We start from the raw sequence: 16,591 nt of genomic DNA, 5'->3' as shown, positions 1-16,591 counted from the left end.
GTCGGAGCGACCGCAGGGCCGGTCCTGCAGGCGGTGGCGTAGCAGCGCCAGAACCAGTTGGGCGTCCGCCCCGCCGGCGTGGGTGGGTCAGGGGCGGCTCGCGGGCCCGGCTCGGCCTCCTCAGGTGGTGGTGTCCAGGAGCAGTCTTGCTGCCCGTGTCGCCCCGTCGGTGCGGACCGTGGCGGCCACGGCCTTCGCCCGGGTGTCGGTTTCCGGCGCCAGGGCCGGCTTGAGTGCGGCCGACAGGGAATCGACGGTCGGGACCGGGCCGGCGTGGGCTGTGCCGATGCCCAGGTCGGCCACCCGGGCGGCCCAGTACGGCTGGTCCGCCAACTGGGGCACCACCACCTGCGGAGCGCCGGCCCGGGCGGCCGTCGTCGTCGTACCCGCGCCACCGTGGTGCACGACGGCGGCCACGCGTCCGAACAACTGCTGATGGTTGACCTCGCCGACGGCGAAGCAGTCGTCCCGGTCGTCGACGAGGCCCAGTTCCGCCCAGCCGCGCCCGACCAGGACGCGGCGGCCCGTCGAGCGGACCGCCTCGATGGCCACCCGGGCCGCATTCTCCCCGCCGCCCACGGCCATACTGCCGAACCCGACGTACACGGGCGGCGCGCCGGCGTCCAGGAACGCCTCCAGACCGGCGGGCAGGGGGCGTTCGTCGGGCAGCACCCACGCGCCGGTCTGTACGACGTCGAGGTCCGGTGTCTCCAGCCACGGGTCCAGCACCGGGTCGGTCGCCAGCCACGGCCGGGCGCCGAAGGCGTAGTCGCGGACGTTGTCCACCGGGGGCAGGCCGATCGACGTCCGGTTGGTGTTCAGCGCCTCACCGAACAGCGCATTGATGCTCTGGGCGTCCAGGTCCCACAGCGCGCGGTTGTCGGTCACTTCCGGCGGGAACGGCCGCCCGGGGTATGCCAGCGGCGGGCGTTGCGGCGAAGGCAGGGTCAGCTGCTGGAAGATCGCGGACACGTAGCGGATGCCCAGCTTCTCGGCCACCGACCGCGCACCGGCGATGGCCGGCATCGCCCCCGTCGCCACCAGTACGTCGCACCCCTCTGCCGCCGCCGGCATCACCTCCAACTGGCTGGCGATCAGTTCTGCCGCGCGCTGCGGCAGATTGCCCTTCGACGGCGGCGGAGCCGCGGTCGTCAGCGCGCGTGCCGACTGCCCGACACCCACCACGGACACGCCGACCCCGGCCAGCCGTTCCGCGAAGTCCTCGTCCGGCGGCGCACACACCCGCACCTGCGCGCCTATCTCCCGCAACCGCACCGCGAGCCCCACCAGCGGTTCGACGTCCCCACGCGACCCATACGTCGACAACAGCACACGCACGTCGTGAATCTCCTGTTTCCGTGGTTGGTTGGCGCCAGGCCGAAGGTCCGGGCCCCTTCCCGTGCTCATGAGTATGCGATGGGCGAAGCCCTCAGGGCACTCGGGTTGAGCACGGGAGGGGGCCCGGCCTTCCACGAGGGGCGGGTCAGCGGACGACGGTGGTCCTTCGGCGGCGTGCGTAGGCCACAGCGACGCCGGTCGCGGCGAGGGCCGCGGCGCCGGTGACGGCTGCCGGGTGCCAGGACGTGTCGGCCGCGGGGGTCCCGGACGCGGTGGGGGCCTGGGCCGCCGGCTGGTCCTGCACCAGACCGGCGTACCCGCCGGCCAGGCCCTTGCGGTCGTACTCCGAGCCGGGCAGCTTGTCGCCGTACCGGGCGTTGACCAGCTTCTGGTAGGCGGCGAGGGTCACGGAGCGCTTCCCGCCGAGGCCGGTGGTCGCCTCCTCGTTGAGCGGCTCGACCATGCCCGCGTCGGTGAGCCGGTACCAGGCGTGGATCTGCGGCTCGGTGAAGGCACGGCTCTGCGGGGTGCCGCGTTCGGCGAGGCTGACATCGTTGTCCCCGTCCCGGATGCCGGCCAGCTCCCAGCCCTCGGCGCCGACGTTCTGCGGGCCGCTTCCCGTCGTGGCGGTGTTCCCCTTGGGCGCGAGCAGTACGGCGGCGTGTCTGCCGTCGGCGGCGGTCACCCGGGAGGCGAGGTAGGAGAGCCGCAGTGCGGTCTGCGGGGTCGCCTGGGTCTTGCCGGCCACGAACTCGGGGCTGATCTCGAACATCGGCACCGGGTCCTTGAGATCGAACCTCGGCGGCGCGCCGACCGCGGCGGGTGCGTTGCCGGGGGTGCCGACGGAGCCGCCGTCCGCGCCGGAGGCGGCGGCGGGCTGCCGGGCCGAGACCAGGAAGCGGGAGACGGTGTCCTTGGTCTGGTCGCTGCGGAGGGTCTGCTGGGCGGACGGGTAGCCCGCGATGCCGTCGCCCTCCGCGGCGTGTGCGGAGACGGTGCCGCACAGGGCGGCGGCGAGCGCGGCCGTGGCGAGGACGGCGGCCCGGACGGCAGCGCGCCTGGCACGTCGCATCGTCTGAGCGGTCTGAGTGGTCTGCATGGTCGGTGTTCTCCTCAGCCCTGGATGCCGATGCGGGAGTGGGTCCACTGGAACTGGTTGTTGTTCACGTAGGTGTTGTAGTTCCACCAGGTGTAGGTCTGGGTGGTCTGCCACGGGTCGCCGACCGCGACCATGTTGCTGGTGCTGTCGTAGCCGTAGATGACGTTCATGTGGCCGCCGCCGCTGCGCCAGCCGAACCGGACGGCGAACGGCCGGCCCGCGGCGATCTCGGCGGCGGACTCGTTGAACGAGGCGTTGCGGTAGAGGCTGCGGCCGCTGTTGCTCATCCCCAGCTTGGCCAGGCCGTTGGCCATGTCTTCCAGTGTCGCGGGCTGGTTGTTGCAGTTCACCCACGTGCCCTGGGCGGCGAGCTGGCAGAACCGCTCCTGGGTGACGGTGCGGCCCCAGTACTTGGCGATGGTCACGCCGGAGGCGTCCCAGCACCACTGGGTCCTGACCTGCTTCTGCATGTCGATCTTGAGTGACTTCGCGGTGGTGGGGGTCGTGGGGGTGGGGGTGGGTTTCGGGTTCGGCTGCGGGTTCGAGCCGCAGACCGGCAGACCGGTGGTGTTCTCACGGATGAACGCGTCGGCGATGTAGTACGAGCCGGTGTAGATCCACCGCGGGTTGTTCTCCACGGTGTCGCCGGTGGTCCGGCAGGACATCGAGATCTTGTCGCCGACCTTCGAGGTGCCGTTGACCTGGGCCGAGAGGGACGGCTTGGCGCGGTGGTTGATGGTCTTGTAGTTGCCCTGCCCGCCGATGACCGTGCCACTGACCGCGCCGGCCTGGGCGAGGGCGCCGAAGCCGAACAGCAGACCGCCGGAGAGTGCGGCGGTGACCGCGGCTATCAGCGCTTTCTTGCGGCGGGACGCGCGACGTTTGTGCATCATGCTCCTTGAACGGGTTGAACGGGTTGAACGGGTTGATCTGATTGGTCCGGGAAATTCGGGCCGGCGTCCGGCGGGCGACCGAGTGGGGCAGCCGCCCGCCGGTGGACGGCCGCTCGGAGGAAGGTCAGCCGACTTCTGGACCGTCCGGACCTGGGTCGCGCGGCAGTCCGCGCGCTGGAGGTCGAACAGCAACCCGCCGTGGTACGGGCGGTGCTCACGGTCAGGGCGTATCCGCCGCCGGGTCCGACACGGCGGTCGAGCCGCTCGCGTCGGCGGCGGGCGCGTCCTGAGGACGCCCGCCTCGTTCCGCCGCCGCGGCGCCCGCCTCGGGGTCAGCCGGCGTTCCCGCCTGGGCCCGGTCACCGAGGCCGGAGTGGGCGGGACCCCCCGCTGTCACCACCGACGCCTTGGTGGCGGCGAGAAATATCAACCGGCGCGGCCTACACCGATGGTCATGTTTCTTTCGACGGTCGCCCGCCATGTGCACCTCAAACCTTGGTCGGAGGAGTGGGTGGACGGAAGCCTGTCAGACCGGTAGGCGGAGAATTCAGACAAACGGGAATCGAGGTCGAGATATCTGACCGTTACCTCGCGGTGCATGTTTGATGAACAGTCACTTTCCTGCAGTTTTAAGGGAGTTGCTCCGACCGGCAGGAGATGGTCCAGGCCTTGTCGGAGATCTCGTTATCGAATCGAAATAGAGCCCGGGCGCCTGTTGACGGAAATTCAGTCGAGGATTCACCTAATTACTACGGGCTGAATTTCCCCTGCTACGGCCCGTAAGAAGCCGGGCCGCTCCGGTCGAGGAGCAACGGGTGCCGGCGGCCCACCCGTCCCCAACCGGTGGCCTGTTGGAGTGATGGAGCGGCCGTCGACGCACGAACCAGGTCCGGGAGAAGGAGACCTGGCTGCAAGCAGGAGAACCGCGACGGCGTGTGACGCCCCCTACCGGCAACTGGCCGCCACCCGGCTGCTGAACGGCCGGTGAGCGACACGTGTCGTACGGAGCCGCAGGTGGGGCGAAAGTCGTTGCTGAAGCCGGGGCCGCACCGGAGGCGACGGCATCTGCCCACCCAGCGTCACTCGTGAGGTCCGCTGCCACGAAACCCAACGCGCCGCCGTTCACCGTCCCGGCGTTCACCGTCCCGGCGTCGTCTACACAGCCGAACCCGGCAGCCGGGACGCCGAACGCCTCGCGCTCCTCGCCGTCATGGGAACCCAGGCACTCACCGGCCAGCCGGCAATCCGTCGGCCGTTGCGCATGCTTGCGGCGCCTTCTCCCACTCGCGCCGAGAGATCCGCGTGGTCCACCGCAACGCACCCCTGATCGAGATCGGCCCCGCCTGCGCGCGCAGCCGAACCGGTCAGCGGCCGGTTGCCGACGGCGGCTCGACGCGTCACCCGCTGTTCCGTCGCCGCGGTGTCGTCGTTGTCAGCCAGCTCACCACCCGGCCCACGTCGGAGGCCGAGACGATGCCGATCAGTCGGCCCTGGTCCGTGACCAGCGTGCGGTGTTCGGCTCCCGGGGCCAGTTGCGGCGTGAGCTCCGTGAGGGCGGTGCCCGCGTCGACCACGGTGACGTGCGTGAGCGGCAGCATGGCCTCGGCGACGGTCACGTGCGGCCGCCGCCCCTCGGGTACGCCTCCGGCCCCTCGGAGGGTCAGCAGGCCGAGCGGCGTCCCGTCGTCGCCGGTCACGGGATAGGCGGAGTGCCGGTACCGGTAGCGGGCGTCCGCCAGGAACTCCGCGATCGTGAGGCCGGGTGCGACGGTGACCGGGTCGGGTGTCATCACCTGCCGGACGGGGAGTCCGGCGAGTAGGGCCCGTAGCTGTGCCTGACCGCCTTCCGCCGTGGCAGCGGCGATCAGGAACCAGCCGATCATGACGAACCAGAGTCCGCCGAAGACGTCGCCGCGCGCGAACATGAGCAGGCCGCCCGCCACGAGGAGCCAGCCGAACACGCGTCCGGCAGCTGTGGCCTGCATGCTGGCGCGGTACGGGTCACCGCCGCGCCACCACAGGAACGCCCGCAGCAGTCTGCCCCCGTCGAGCGGGGCGGCCGGGACGGTGTTGAAGAGGGCGAGGAGGATGTTGATCGCGGCCAGCCATATCAGGGCCTCGACGACGAGGCCTCCTCCCGCCGATGCGTCGAGTGCCCAGGCGGCCAGCGCGAAGAGCCCGCCCAGGACGAGGCTCACCAAAGGGCCCGCCCCGGCGATGCGCAGTTCGGCAGCGGGGCTTGGAGCTTCCGTCCGGATCCGGGCCATACCGCCCAGCAGCCACAGGACGATCTCGTCCACGTCGACCTCGTTGCGGCGGGCCACCACCGCGTGGGCCAGCTCGTGCGCGAGCAGCGAGGCGAGGAAGACGGCCGCCGCTCCCAGGCCGACGGCCCAGTACGCCACCCATGGCCGGCCGGGATACATGTGGGGGAGGCTGCCCGAGGCGAGGCCGAGGGCGATGATCCAGAAGATGCCCAGCGCGCTCCAGTGGAGGCCGACCCGTACGCCCGCGACACGGCCGAGCGGGAACGACGCCCGCATCCCGTTCCCTGACTTGCCGGCGGCCCCTTCCGGGCCGGCGGCGGACGGCTGTGATCTCATCCCGCCGTATCCCCCTCGGTGGTTCGGTCGTGGCCGGGGCCGAGGGTCCGGTGCAGTGCGACGACCCCGTTCCGGACGAAGCAGTTCCGCATGGCCATACTCCATACTCCTTCGCGCGGCCGGGGGACGGGAAGCCGGGTGTGGCCGGTCCTGTGCCAGCGGGCCGCCGCGGCGTCAGCCGACTGGGACCACGGCGACCGGCGCAGCGCAGTGGTGGATCACCGCGTGAGCGACATGGCCGATGTGCGGGCCGAGGCGGGCCTTGCGCTTCCGCCGTCCGACGACCAGGAGCTCCGCGCCCCTGGACGCCTTCACGAGCTCGGGCCCGGGGGCGCCGACGACGGCCTCCTCGGTGACGTGGACGCCCGGATACATGGCGCGCCAGGGCCGCACCGCGTCCGCCAGCCGCTGCGCGACCTGCTGTCCCCTGAGCTCGCCGATGCCCGGGTCGGCCACCGCGGCGTACGCGTAGGGGCGGGGGAGGGTCCAGGAGTGCAGGACGCGGAGCGTCCCGCCCCGGCGGGCGGCCTCGGCGAACGCGAATGCGAGTACCGGTTCGCTCGGGTGCCCGAGGTCGACGCCGACGAGAATCCCGCCGGGGGAGGACTCGGGTCGGGGCGCTTGCGTCGGGGTTCCGGACGCCACGTCCGCGGTCTGCTTGTCGTCGGCCCCGGCTGCCCCGTCGGCCCGTACGAGGACGACCGGCGTCCGGGAGGTCCCGACGACGGCCAGCGACACCGAGCCGATCAGGAAGCCGACCAGCCCGCCGAGGCCGCGGGAGCCCAGCACCGTCAGGTCCGACTCGTCCGCCGCCGCGCTCAGCAGACCGGAGACACGGCCCAGCTGGTGCTCGGTGGTGACCTCCAGCCCCGGATGCTCCTTGCGTGCCTGCTCCGCGACGTCGCGGAGCAGGCCGGACGACCGCTCGGCATGGTGGGCGGCGAGCTGGTACGGGATCTCCGGCGTGACGGGCCATTCCTCGACGTGGACGAGCCGCAGCGGCACCTCACGGAGCACCGCAGCCCGCGCGGCCCAAGCGGCCGCCGCGAGACTTTCCTGCGAGCCGTCGATGCCCGCAGTGACCTGGGCAGTCATGGCATGCCTCCTCGATGCGCCGGTCGCGTCCGTGAAAGGCGCTTCTTCCAGCGTCAGGTTCCGCCGGTCGCGGCGTGAGGGGCCGACCGGGCCCGATCGGGACCCGAAGGGCACCTGCCGGCGGGCCGGCCGGCGGTCCACGGTGCCCGGTGAGCGGCCCGTCAGTCTCGCGGCCGGGGAAGAGCACTGGTCCTGTCCGCCCTCAGACGGCTGAGATCCGCGAGCAGCCGCCCGCGGACCTCGTCCGTCAGCCGGGCCAGCCGGGCCGACGTCACCGGGGTCGGCGCCCGAGGGTCGCGGATGCGCCGGGCCCACTCGGGCAGGGCCGCGAGATCGGCCGTCAGACGGGCGCGTGCGGCGGCGAGCGTGTCGGGCGGCCCGGTCCTGCGGCCGTCCCGCATCACCGTGCGCAGCAGCGCCCCGGCACCCGGCGGCGGTTCCTCGTCGCGCAGGGCGATCACGTCCGGCTCACCAGGCCGGCGGTAGACCTGCTTGGGCGCCGGAGCGGTGACCTTCGCGGAGGACAGCTTCATCACCGGCCGCCCGTCGTACTCCACGAGCTTGTAGGCGGCGTCCAGGTACGGCGCGTCCGCCGCCACCCCGACCCGTGTGCCGACCGCGAAGACGTCGATCGGCGCCCCCGAGCACACCAGTTCGTCGACCTCGTACTCGTCCAGGCCGCCGCTGGCGATGATCCGTACGTCCGTGAGCCCGGCGGCGTCCAGCAGGGCGCGCGAGCGGCGGGCGAGTTCTCCGAGGTCCCCGCTGTCGAGGCGGATCGCGCAGCCCGGCCCGCGCCTCAGGTCAGCCAGTACCCGGGCGGCGGTGACGACGCCCTGCTCGGTGTCGTACGTGTCGACGAGGAGGGTCACCGGGCCCGGGTGGGCCCGGGCGAAGGCACGGAAGGCGTCCTCCTCGGACGGGAAGGACTCGATGTAGGAGTGCGCCATCGTTCCGGCGGCGGTGAGGCCGAGCCTGTCCGCTGCGTCGACGTTGCTGGTGCCGGCGAAGCCGGCGAGCGCCCCGAGCCTGGCGGCCTGGATGCCGGCCTGCGGCCCGTGGTCGCGCCGCAGCGAGAAGTCCACCAGCGGCCGCCCGCGGGCGGCCAGCACGCAGCGCGCCGCCTTCGAGGCCACGGCCGTCTGGTGGCAGACCTGGTTGAGCAGGTACGTCTCGACGAGCTGGGCCTGCGGCAGCGGCGCAGTCACCTCCAGCAGCGGCTCGCCGGCGAAGACGGTCCGCCCCTCGGGAACGGCACGGACCGTCCCGTCGAACCGCAGCCCGGCCAGGCCCGCCAGTTCCGCGGGTGGCCGGTGCAGGGCCCGTGCGAACACGCCGACGTCGTCCGCCGTGATCTCGAACCGGGACAGGTAGTCGAGCGACGGCTCCAGGCCGGCGGCGACGAGGAAGCCCCGGCCCGTCGGCAGGTCCCGTACGAAGAGGCTGAAGGTCGCCGGGGCGCGCATGCCCTCCTCCAGGTACGACAGCGCCATCGTGACCTCGTACAGATCGGTTGTGGTCACCTGGGACATGTCTCCAGGGTGCGCCCCCGCCGGACCGTCCGAGGCGGGCCGCCCAGGGCCGTCGTGTGGCCCGGACGGTCTGTCCCAGGGCCCCGGACACCTACCAGCGCCCCAGCGACGACTGCCTTCACCGGATCCTCGTGGATGCGGGGATCGACTCGGTCTCCGTGGCCCCCGACAGCTTCGCCGACGTCAAGCAGCACGTCGCGGCGGCCGGGGCGGAGCGCGGCGAAGAGGTCCGAACGGCCCCTCCGGGGACCCGACCGCCCTGAGCAGCACGGCCGCCCACCGGGCGAGACCGGACCCAGGAGCCGTACGAACGGCACGAGGCACCTGGCGGCTACGGCAGTGCGGCGTCGTCGGTCTCGTAGCCCGGTCTCAGCTGTGGGCGACCACGGCGTCCGGGATGCCGACCGCGTACGTCCTGCACCGCCCGGGTGAGTTCCTCGTCGGCCCACCGGTCGGCCGTCACCTGGTCCAGGCGCGGGGCGACCGGGATCAGGGGCAGGTCCACGGCGTGGACGATCCGGAGGGGCACTGCGTGCAACGCGGCTTCGCGGGCGGCCCAGCGGGCCGCCGCCCGGCTCTCGGGCGAACCGTCGACGCCTGCCGTCACATGCTGTCCCATGGTGCGCCTCCATGCGCTCCCTCGGTACGGACGGCCCCGTAGTCCGCATACCCGAGGAGGGTACCCAGCGCGGGGTGGTCCTGCTCCGGCAGCGCGAGTCGCGGGTCGCAGATCCTCCGGGTGGTGGAGCAGGCGGTCGAGCGCCGTCAGGAAGCGCGCGCCGGTCGCGCCGTCGCCGGCGCGGTGGTCGGCGGAGCGCAGTAACCCTCCGGACGCCGGGTCGGTTGTGCCTTTACCGAGGTCATCCCACCAGCGTGAAGGCGGAGTCCATGACGACCAGCACGACCAGCACGACCACCACACCCACCGTCGGCCGAGGCCTGCTCACGGCGGCGCTCGCCACCGCGCTGGCCCTCGGTGCCGGGCCGGCGGCTGCCGCCGGCTCCGGCGACGACGGCGGTTGGAAGGGGGACGGGCTCGCACTGAGTGCTTCCGACAACGCCGAGGTCGACGCCTACATCGACCGGACGAAGACGGCCGAGCGGTCGATCAGCGTGGATGTGCGCACCGCCGCCCTCGCGTCGGGCGCGGAGCTGATCGGCTTCGAGCACCGCCTCAAGTCGCCCGACTCCCTCAAGCGGAAGGTCGCCACCTCCCTCAAGGAACACCCCGAGCAGAATGTGGACGCGGTCCTGGCCCGGCTGGGCGACGCCGTCCGATACACCCTCCAGTGGCCGGACGGCGCCTACACCGACGGCGTGACCACCGTGTCCGCCGTCATGTCGGCCTGGGGCAACGACAACACCAAGTGGTCCAACACCTGGGGCAGGACCAGCGGCTACAAGGGCCTCAACACCGGTTGGCGCGCCCCGCGCTCCGGGCAGCTCTTCGAGGTGCAGTTCCACACCCCCGCCAGCAAGCACGCGCAGGAGGTCACCCACCTGCTGTACGAGGAGCAGCGCCTGCCCTCCACGACGCCGGCCCGGAAGAAGGAGCTCCAGGCACAGCAGGACGCCACGTTCGCCGCCGTGCCCGTGCCGCCGGGCGCCGACCGGCTGAGCCCGCCCGTCAGCCCGGCCGTCCCGCTGCCCGTCCCGGTCCGCTGACTGCACCTGCGGCCCGCCGCCCGCACGGCTGCCGGTGCCGGATCATGCCCGTCCCGCTCAGGAGTGCGGCATCGGGAAGGTGTTGAGGGCCGTCTCGGGGAGAGGGGAGGAGGTCCAGCCCAGGCGGGTGCCGGCCTGTTGCAGGCGGCCGGCGCCCAGGGCGGGGTAGGCGGCCGGGGCGGCGCCGGCCGTGCCCGGGACGATGGTGCGGGCCGCGTGCATGCCCGCGGCCGTGGCCTCTGGGGTGGTGATGTCCACGGTGATGACCTCGTACCCCTGGGCGCGGACCCGGTCGAGCAAGGTGTCGCCCGCATCGCCCGCGTCGATGCGCGGGACGTCGCTCCAGCGGCCGGGCGGGAGGTCCCAGGCCCACGGCGCGACGCGGTCGGCTGCCCTGCGGTCCAGGTAGAGCTGCTGCTGGCACAGCTGCTCGACGACGTCCGACGCGTCGCCGCGGTAGGAGTCGAGGTAGCGGCGGTCGGCGCGCCAGGGTTTGAGCGGGGAAGGCCGGCCCGGGGTCCGTACGGTCGCCGCGGGGTTGTCCAGGGTGCGGCAGGTCAGGTGCAGGGTGTACGCCTCCGCCAGCGCCTTGGCCGCGGCCTCGACCGGGTCCGGGCGTACGGCGAACCCGTACGTCAGCCAGCCCTCGGCGCGGCTGCGCACGCCGGCGGCGAGTACCGGGGCCCCGAACTCGTTCTCGACGTACATGAGCCGGATGTCGAACTCGCGGGAGGCGCCGCCGGTCAGGCCGCGCAGGTACGGGGTCGGCTCCAGGGCCGGCAGCGGCCGGGCGTGGGCCCACCACACGGCGGCCGCGTCGCGTTCGACCACCTCCGCCAGCCCGGCGCGCAGCGCGTGTCCGGGGGTGGGGCCCGCGGCGGTGCCGCCCAGGGCCGGGAAGGCGTACAGCGGTTCCGGCCGCGCGTGCGGCATCCGCCGCCAGGCCGTGTACACGAGGAACGCGGGTACGTGGACGGGCTCGTCGCGATCGGCGAAGCGGCCTTCGATCCAATGGGCCGGGGAGTCCCGCAGGAAGGGGCGGAACGGAAAGCCGGGGCGCGCGTACTGGCGGGGCGAGTACAGGACGAGCCGGCGGGGGTCCAGCGCGGGGATGCCCCGGCGGGTCAGCTCTTCGTGGGTCGCGTAGCGGATCCGCTGCGGGGCGGGTGGTACGGAGTTGCACAGCCGCTCGACGGCTTCCCCCTCGGCGGAGCGGCGGGCCTGCTCGGGTCCGGCCCAGGAGGTGCCGAACGCCTGCCGGTCGGCCTGCCACGGCCGGTCCGGGCCGGGGTCGGGGAGGTCGCTCACGGCCAGGTGGAGGGCGGGCGGGGTACCGGCGGGTCCGGTGAGGACCCGCGTTGCGCCGACCACGGCCGGGTGGTGCGGGCCGGTGCCCGGCGCCGGACAGCGGTCGCTGTCCGGGCCGGGCTCCTGGGTACGGGTGGATGTCATCGGCTCACACGTACGCGGCGACGCAGTTGTTGACGACGAACTCGTCGGCGTCGACGTAGGCGGCCACGCAGTTGTTGACGACGAACTCCTCGGTGTCGACGTGGGCGGCGACGCAGGTGTCGGCGATGAACTGCTCGTTCATGACGGGTTCCCTTCGGTTGCGATTCCTCTTCCGGGTCCGGAGGAGGCGGGTGGATGTGGAAGCGGGGTGCCGCTTCCGTCCCGTACGGGGCTCGGACGGCCCGTACGGAAGTCCTCGATACGACCGGTGACCAGCGCGAAGCCGACGCCCGCCGTGGTGGCGAGCACCGCGCACAGGGTCCACAGGGCGGTGGCGCCCCACTGGTCGAGGACCCAGCCCCCGCCCGCGGGCGCCAGGAACGCGGCGGTCGACCAGGCGCCCCCGTACATTCCCTGGTAGCGGCCGCGTCGGTCGGCGGGGGCGCGGTCGGCCGTGACGGCGATACCGGCCGGGGCCTGCAGGATTTCGCCCAGGGTCCAGATCAGTACGGTGCAGGCGAAGGCGGCGACGCCGTCCGCGAGCATCGTCAGGCCGAAGCCCCAGCCGAGGAGCAGGCCGGCGGCGAGCAGGACCATGGCGCGCGAGCGTCCGCCCGCCAGCCGGCTCAGGGGGATCTGCAGGGCGACGACCATCAGCCCGTTCGCGGCGATGACCAGGCTGTACATCTCGGGCGAGTGCCCCTCGCGGGTCATGACGACGGGCAGGGTGGCGGACCCCTGTTTGAAGACCACGGCGAAGAGGGTGGTCATCAGGACGAAGAGCATGAAGGAGCCGTCGCGGTACACCGGAGCGGACTTCGGCCCGGATTCCGGCCCGGATGCCGGTGCGGACCCCGGCGAGGCCGGAGCCGTCGGCCGCTCGGCCGGGGCGGGGCGGGTTTCGGGGACCTTCGCCAGCACCAGGATTCCGCACAGCAGGGTCGCGGCGGCATCGGCCAGGAAGACCAGGGCGTAGCCGTGGCGGACCATGAGGCCCGCCAGCACCGCCGCGATGGCGCCGCCCGCGTTCAGGGCCCAGTAGTTCAGGGCGAAGGCCCGCTGGCGGTCCTCCGGCCGGACGAGGTCCGTGAGCGACGCCTGCATCGCGGGCCGTACCGCGGTGGCGCCGAGCCCCATGGCCAGGGCGGACGCGGCCACCGCCCACGGCTCGCCGCTCACGCCGAGCAGGGCCATGCTCGCCGCCGTCCAGACGTGCGCGGCGAACATGGTCGTACGCCGCCCGATCCGGTCGGCGAGTGCTCCGCCCAGGAACGCGCCGGCGATCCCGCCGAGCCCGACGAGGGACAGGACGAGCCCCGCGTACGTCGCCGAGTAGCCGCGCCCGGCGGTCAGCGACAGGGCCAGCAGGGAAGCGGCGAAGCCGCCGATCCAGTTGACCAGGACACTCAGCCAGATCCACCAGAACGCCGGCGGCAGGCCGCGTACGGCCGCCGGGGGCCTCAGGCGCGCCCCCGCCCGGCGGGTCACCGGTTGCCGGCCGGGTCGGTGACCGGCCCGCCGTGGGGGAGGCCGAACCGCGGCCGGGCCGGGGCTCCGCCGTCGACCTGCCCGGCCAGCTGCTCCAGGAGGCCGGGCTCGCGGGCGGCGGCGACCAGGACCTCGCGCAGGCCCTCGTACCAGTCCTGCGCGTGCTCCTCGGTCGTGAACCTCGGCAGGTCCTGGCGTACGAGGGAGTGGGCGCGGGCCAGGTGCACGAGCAGGCGCCGCAGCAGGTCTCCGGCCGAGGGCAGCCGGGTGCCGAGGGTCAGGTGGAGCGAGGGGCGGCCCTCGACCGCCTTGACGGTGTGCCACCAGCCGCGCGGCAGGTAGAGCACGTCGCCGTCGGTCAGTTCCCCGGACCAGGTGGCGGCGCCCCCGGCCGGCGGGGCCGGGGCGGAGAGGACCCCGACGGGGTGCTCCTCGGTCGGCGGGTGGATGTCCCAGTGCTTGGCGCCCTCGGCCTGGAGGATGAACACGTCGTGGTCGTCCCAGTGCGTGTGGAAGCCCTGCTCGGCCCCGCCCAGGTTCGCGTAGAGGTTGGCCTGGACGAGCGAGCGCAGGGAGCCCTCCACCGCGGTGGCCAGGGCCCGCAGCGGGGCGTGGAGTTCCTCGATGCCGTCGACGACGAGGGTGCCGCCCGCGCCGAGCACCTCGTACAGGCGCTCGGGGCGCAGCCGCGAGGGGCGGCCGCGCGGGGACAGCTGGGGGACGGGCTCGGCGCAGGACGCCAGGGGCACCCCGTCGGCGGCCCGCACCAGGTGGATGCGGGAGGCGTCGGTGCGGGCCGCCGCGAGGACCTCGTTGAGCTGGGGCCAGCCGAACAGGCCGCGGAAGCGGCCTTCCCGGCCGCGGATCACGACGGGTCCGGACCCCAGCCGGTGGCGGAGGAACTCCGGCTCGGCGAGCGGGGACAGCAGGCCGGCGAGCCCGTCGGCGGGGGCGCAGTCGGGTGCGCTCGCCTGGAGAGTTTCCACAGATGCTCCGGGTTCCTCGGTGGTGGAGGTGGGGCGGGGGAGGGACGCGGCGGTTCAGCCGGCCGACGGGACGGGCGCGCCGGCCAGGGTGTCCCGGATCAGGGCGTGGGGAGGCGCGGCCACCAGGTAGAAGTGGTCGCCCGGCACGCCCTGTTCACGGACACCGCCCGTGGTCAGCTCGCTCCAGGGCCGGCAGTCGGCGTCCGCGTCGGCGTCGCCGGTGAGGGTGGTGACCGGGCACCGCACGCTCGGGGCGGAGCCGGAGCCGGAGCCGGGGGCGTACGCGTGGAACATGTGCGCGTCCGCCCGTACGTACGGCAGGACCAGCTCCTGGAACTCAGGGTCCGCGGCCAGCTCGGGATCGGTGCCGCCGAGGGTGAGGAGCCGTTCGACGACGGCCGGGTCGTCCGCCTCGTCCGGGTCGGCCCAGTCCTCGGGGGACGGGTACGGGGCGTTGCGGGAGCCCGACGCGAACAGGTGGACGGGGTCGATCCCGCGGGCCTCCAGCGCCGCGGCGGTCTCCAGGGCGATCGGCGCGCCCATGCTGTGGCCGAACAGGGCCAGGGGGCGGTCGGCCAGGGGGGCCACCGCGTCGGCGACGGCGCGGGCGAGCTCGCGCAGGTCCGTCGCCACCGGCTCGGCGAGGCGCTCGGCGCGGCCGGGGTAGCGGACCGCGTACACCTCGACCCCGGGGATCCGGTGACCCCAGTCGCGGAAGAAGGACGCGGATCCTCCGGCGTGGGGGAAGCAGATCAGGCGGGCGACCGGGTCGGCGACGGGAGCGGTCCGGTACAGCCACAGGGCGGTGTCGGCACTGTCGGCGGCGGCGTGGTCGGTCGCGTGGTGCGGAGTCTCGGCGGCTGCGGGAGTGTCGTACGGAGTCATGGTGTCGGTGGTCACTTCGCGGTCTCCTGGGCCGGGTCCTGCCGGCGGGCGCGCAGGGCGCGGGCGCGGCGGGCGGCGGCGCGGCGTTCGGCCGAGGCGGTGCCGTCGGCGCCTTCGGGGGAACCGTCGCCGTCGCGCAGCATCGCGACCTGCGCGGCGACGGTGGTGTGCTTGAACAGCGCGATCACCGGCGGCCGTTTGCCGGTATGGCGCTCCAGCGCCTCGCGGAGCTGGAACATCGCGAGGGAGTGGCCGCCGAGGTCGAAGAAGTTGACGTCCAGCGGCACGTGAGGGGCCTTCAGGACCTCCGCCCAGGCGGCGGCGACCTGCGCGGTCAGGTCGCCCTGGGCCACTGGCACGGCGGCGGCGGTCTGAGCGGTGGGAGCGGCGCCCGGCAGGGGCTGCTCCTCGGCCCGGGCCCGCAGGGCCGCCCGGTCCGCCTTGCCGTTGACGGTGCGGGGGAACGCGTCGAGGCACACGATCCGGGCCGGGACCATGACGGCCGGGAGCCGGGTGGCGAGCTGCTCGCGCAATGACTCGGGGGCCGGCACCGGATCGGCCGGGGTGAGGACGAAGGCGGTCAGGGAGGTGCCGTCGGCGTCGGGGACGACGACGGCCTCGCGAACGCCGGGCAGGGCGGACAACTGCGCCTCGATCATCGGGAGTTCCACCCGGTGGCCGCGGATCTTGACCTGGTGGTCGCGGCGGCCGAGGAAGGCGAGGGTGCCGTCGGCGTTCCAGCGGGCGCGGTCGCCCGTACGGTACATCCGGGCCCCGGGCACGTCCGGATGCGGGTCGTCGAGGAAGACACGGGCCGTGGCCTCCGGCCGGCCGTGGTAGCCGCGGGACACCCCGGCGCCGCCGATGAACAGCTCGCCCTCGGTGCCCGGCGGCACCGGGCGCAGCTCGTCGTCGAGCAGGTAGAGCCGTGCGCCGGGGACCGCCCGGCCGATGGAGACGGGGCCGGGGGCGTCGAAGCGCCGGTAGCTGGCCCAGACGGTCGCCTCGGTGGGGCCGTACTCGTTGACCAGCGCGGTGGGGGCGGTGCGCTGGGCGAAGTGGCGGTCGACGAGTTCGGGCGGCAGGGGTTCGCCCGCGACGACGACGGTCTCCAGGGAGCTCAGGCGCTCGCCCCCGAGGGAGCGGGCGGCGTCGAGCAGGACGCTGTAGAGGGAGGGCACGCACAGCAGTTGGGTGACCTGGTGGCGCTCGACGAGTTCGACCAGCCGCTCCGGGTCGCGGACCTCGTCCGGGGTGGCGACGACCAGGTGGCCGCCTGCCGTGAGGGTGCCCCAGAGGCCGGCCACCGACGAGTCGAAGGCCAGCGGGGAGACGAGGAGGAAGACGGGCCGGCCGGGGTAGACCGTGCGGCGGGCCAGGGTGGAGGCCGCCAGCTGGCCGTGCTCGACGACGACGCCCTTGGGCGCGCCGGTGCTGCCCGAGGTGTAGATGAGGTACGCGGCATCGTCGGCCGCGACGGGGACTCCGGGCGACTCCGGCTCGCGGCCCCGAGCGGCGCCGCCCCCTGCGCCGCCCGCTGCGCCGCCCCCGGCGC

General features: G+C 73.8%; 14 protein-coding genes. 1 reads left to right on the top strand and 13 read right to left on the bottom strand.

Features of this window, described 5'->3' with window-relative positions; genetic code table 11:
* Positions 1–120: 120 nt before the first annotated feature.
* From GPJ59_RS00070 to GPJ59_RS00040, 7 genes are all read right to left on the bottom strand, one after another.
* On the bottom strand, positions 121–1,338 hold the full coding sequence (locus GPJ59_RS00070) for a glycosyltransferase (RefSeq protein WP_219664038.1): 1,218 nt from the start codon (positions 1,336–1,338) through the stop codon (positions 121–123).
* A gap of 145 nt (positions 1,339–1,483) precedes the next feature.
* Entirely contained in the window at positions 1,484–2,437 is a 954-nt protein-coding gene (locus tag GPJ59_RS00065; protein ID WP_219664037.1) for a hypothetical protein, read from the bottom strand.
* 14 nt (positions 2,438–2,451) lie between these two features.
* A complete protein-coding gene (locus GPJ59_RS00060) occupies positions 2,452–3,330 on the bottom strand; it encodes a papain-like cysteine protease family protein (protein ID WP_219664036.1) in 879 nt (292 codons plus the stop codon).
* A gap of 1,397 nt (positions 3,331–4,727) precedes the next feature.
* Complete coding sequence (locus tag GPJ59_RS00055; protein WP_258023621.1) at positions 4,728–5,933, bottom strand: site-2 protease family protein; 1,206 nt, start codon at positions 5,931–5,933, stop codon at positions 4,728–4,730.
* A 174-nt stretch (positions 5,934–6,107) separates the two neighbouring features.
* Positions 6,108–7,028, bottom strand: a complete 921-nt coding sequence (locus GPJ59_RS00050; protein ID WP_219664035.1) for a universal stress protein — start codon at positions 7,026–7,028, stop codon at positions 6,108–6,110.
* Positions 7,029–7,189: 161 nt separating this feature from the next.
* On the bottom strand, positions 7,190–8,560 hold the full coding sequence (locus tag GPJ59_RS00045; RefSeq protein WP_219664034.1) for a nicotinate phosphoribosyltransferase: 1,371 nt from the start codon (positions 8,558–8,560) through the stop codon (positions 7,190–7,192).
* Between the two features lie 331 nt (positions 8,561–8,891).
* Positions 8,892–9,179, bottom strand: coding sequence for a universal stress protein (locus GPJ59_RS00040; RefSeq protein WP_219664033.1), 288 nt, complete (start codon positions 9,177–9,179; stop codon positions 8,892–8,894).
* Positions 9,180–9,448: 269 nt separating this feature from the next.
* Here GPJ59_RS00040 and GPJ59_RS00035 point away from each other — a divergent pair, with 269 nt between their 5' ends.
* Positions 9,449–10,225, top strand: coding sequence for an ATP nucleotide 3'-pyrophosphokinase (locus GPJ59_RS00035; RefSeq protein WP_219664032.1), 777 nt, complete (start codon positions 9,449–9,451; stop codon positions 10,223–10,225).
* 57 nt (positions 10,226–10,282) lie between these two features.
* Here GPJ59_RS00035 and GPJ59_RS00030 read toward each other — a convergent pair whose 3' ends face one another.
* The 6 genes from GPJ59_RS00030 to GPJ59_RS00005 form a co-directional block, all read right to left on the bottom strand.
* Entirely contained in the window at positions 10,283–11,677 is a 1,395-nt protein-coding gene (locus GPJ59_RS00030; RefSeq protein WP_219664031.1) for a YcaO-like family protein, read from the bottom strand.
* Positions 11,678–11,681: 4 nt separating this feature from the next.
* Positions 11,682–11,819, bottom strand: coding sequence for a hypothetical protein (locus GPJ59_RS00025; protein ID WP_219664030.1), 138 nt, complete (start codon positions 11,817–11,819; stop codon positions 11,682–11,684).
* Positions 11,816–13,165 carry an MDR family MFS transporter gene (locus tag GPJ59_RS00020; RefSeq protein WP_219664029.1) on the bottom strand — a complete coding sequence of 450 codons (1,350 nt, stop codon included), beginning with the start codon at positions 13,163–13,165 and terminating at the stop codon, positions 11,816–11,818. Before GPJ59_RS00020 ends, GPJ59_RS00025 begins: the two co-directional genes overlap by 4 nt.
* Entirely contained in the window at positions 13,162–14,151 is a 990-nt protein-coding gene (locus GPJ59_RS00015; protein WP_219664028.1) for a cupin domain-containing protein, read from the bottom strand. Before GPJ59_RS00015 ends, GPJ59_RS00020 begins: the two co-directional genes overlap by 4 nt.
* A gap of 54 nt (positions 14,152–14,205) precedes the next feature.
* The gene (locus tag GPJ59_RS00010; protein WP_308120052.1) at positions 14,206–15,051 is read right to left on the bottom strand and encodes a thioesterase II family protein; all 846 of its coding nucleotides are present in this window, start codon (positions 15,049–15,051) and stop codon (positions 14,206–14,208) included.
* Positions 15,048–16,591, bottom strand: a 1,544-nt coding sequence (locus GPJ59_RS00005) for a non-ribosomal peptide synthetase (protein ID WP_219664027.1), incomplete at its 5' end; no start/stop codon positions are given. The genes GPJ59_RS00010 and GPJ59_RS00005, both read right to left, overlap by 4 nt.

It is taken from the genome of Streptomyces bambusae (assembly GCF_019400985.1).
GTDB lineage: Bacteria > Actinomycetota > Actinomycetes > Streptomycetales > Streptomycetaceae > Streptomyces > Streptomyces bambusae_A.
Note: the sequence above shows the minus strand (reverse complement) of the source record. Positions and strands in the feature narration are given on the sequence as shown.

Bases quoted from the DNA above. Each gene is read 5' to 3' on its own strand.
- GPJ59_RS00060 (WP_219664036.1), bottom strand. From the start codon at position 3,330: ATGATGCACAAACGTCGCGCGTCCCGCCGCAAGAAAGCGCTGATAGCC.
- GPJ59_RS00055 (WP_258023621.1), bottom strand. From the start codon at position 5,933: ATGAGATCACAGCCGTCCGCCGCCGGCCCGGAAGGGGCCGCCGGCAAG.
- GPJ59_RS00065 (WP_219664037.1), bottom strand. From the start codon at position 2,437: ATGCAGACCACTCAGACCGCTCAGACGATGCGACGTGCCAGGCGCGCT.
- GPJ59_RS00035 (WP_219664032.1), top strand. From the start codon at position 9,449: ATGACGACCAGCACGACCAGCACGACCACCACACCCACCGTCGGCCGA.
- GPJ59_RS00030 (WP_219664031.1), bottom strand. From the start codon at position 11,677: ATGACATCCACCCGTACCCAGGAGCCCGGCCCGGACAGCGACCGCTGT.
- GPJ59_RS00045 (WP_219664034.1), bottom strand. From the start codon at position 8,560: ATGTCCCAGGTGACCACAACCGATCTGTACGAGGTCACGATGGCGCTG.
- GPJ59_RS00025 (WP_219664030.1), bottom strand. From the start codon at position 11,819: ATGAACGAGCAGTTCATCGCCGACACCTGCGTCGCCGCCCACGTCGAC.
- GPJ59_RS00050 (WP_219664035.1), bottom strand. From the start codon at position 7,028: ATGACTGCCCAGGTCACTGCGGGCATCGACGGCTCGCAGGAAAGTCTC.
- GPJ59_RS00040 (WP_219664033.1), bottom strand. From the start codon at position 9,179: ATGGGACAGCATGTGACGGCAGGCGTCGACGGTTCGCCCGAGAGCCGG.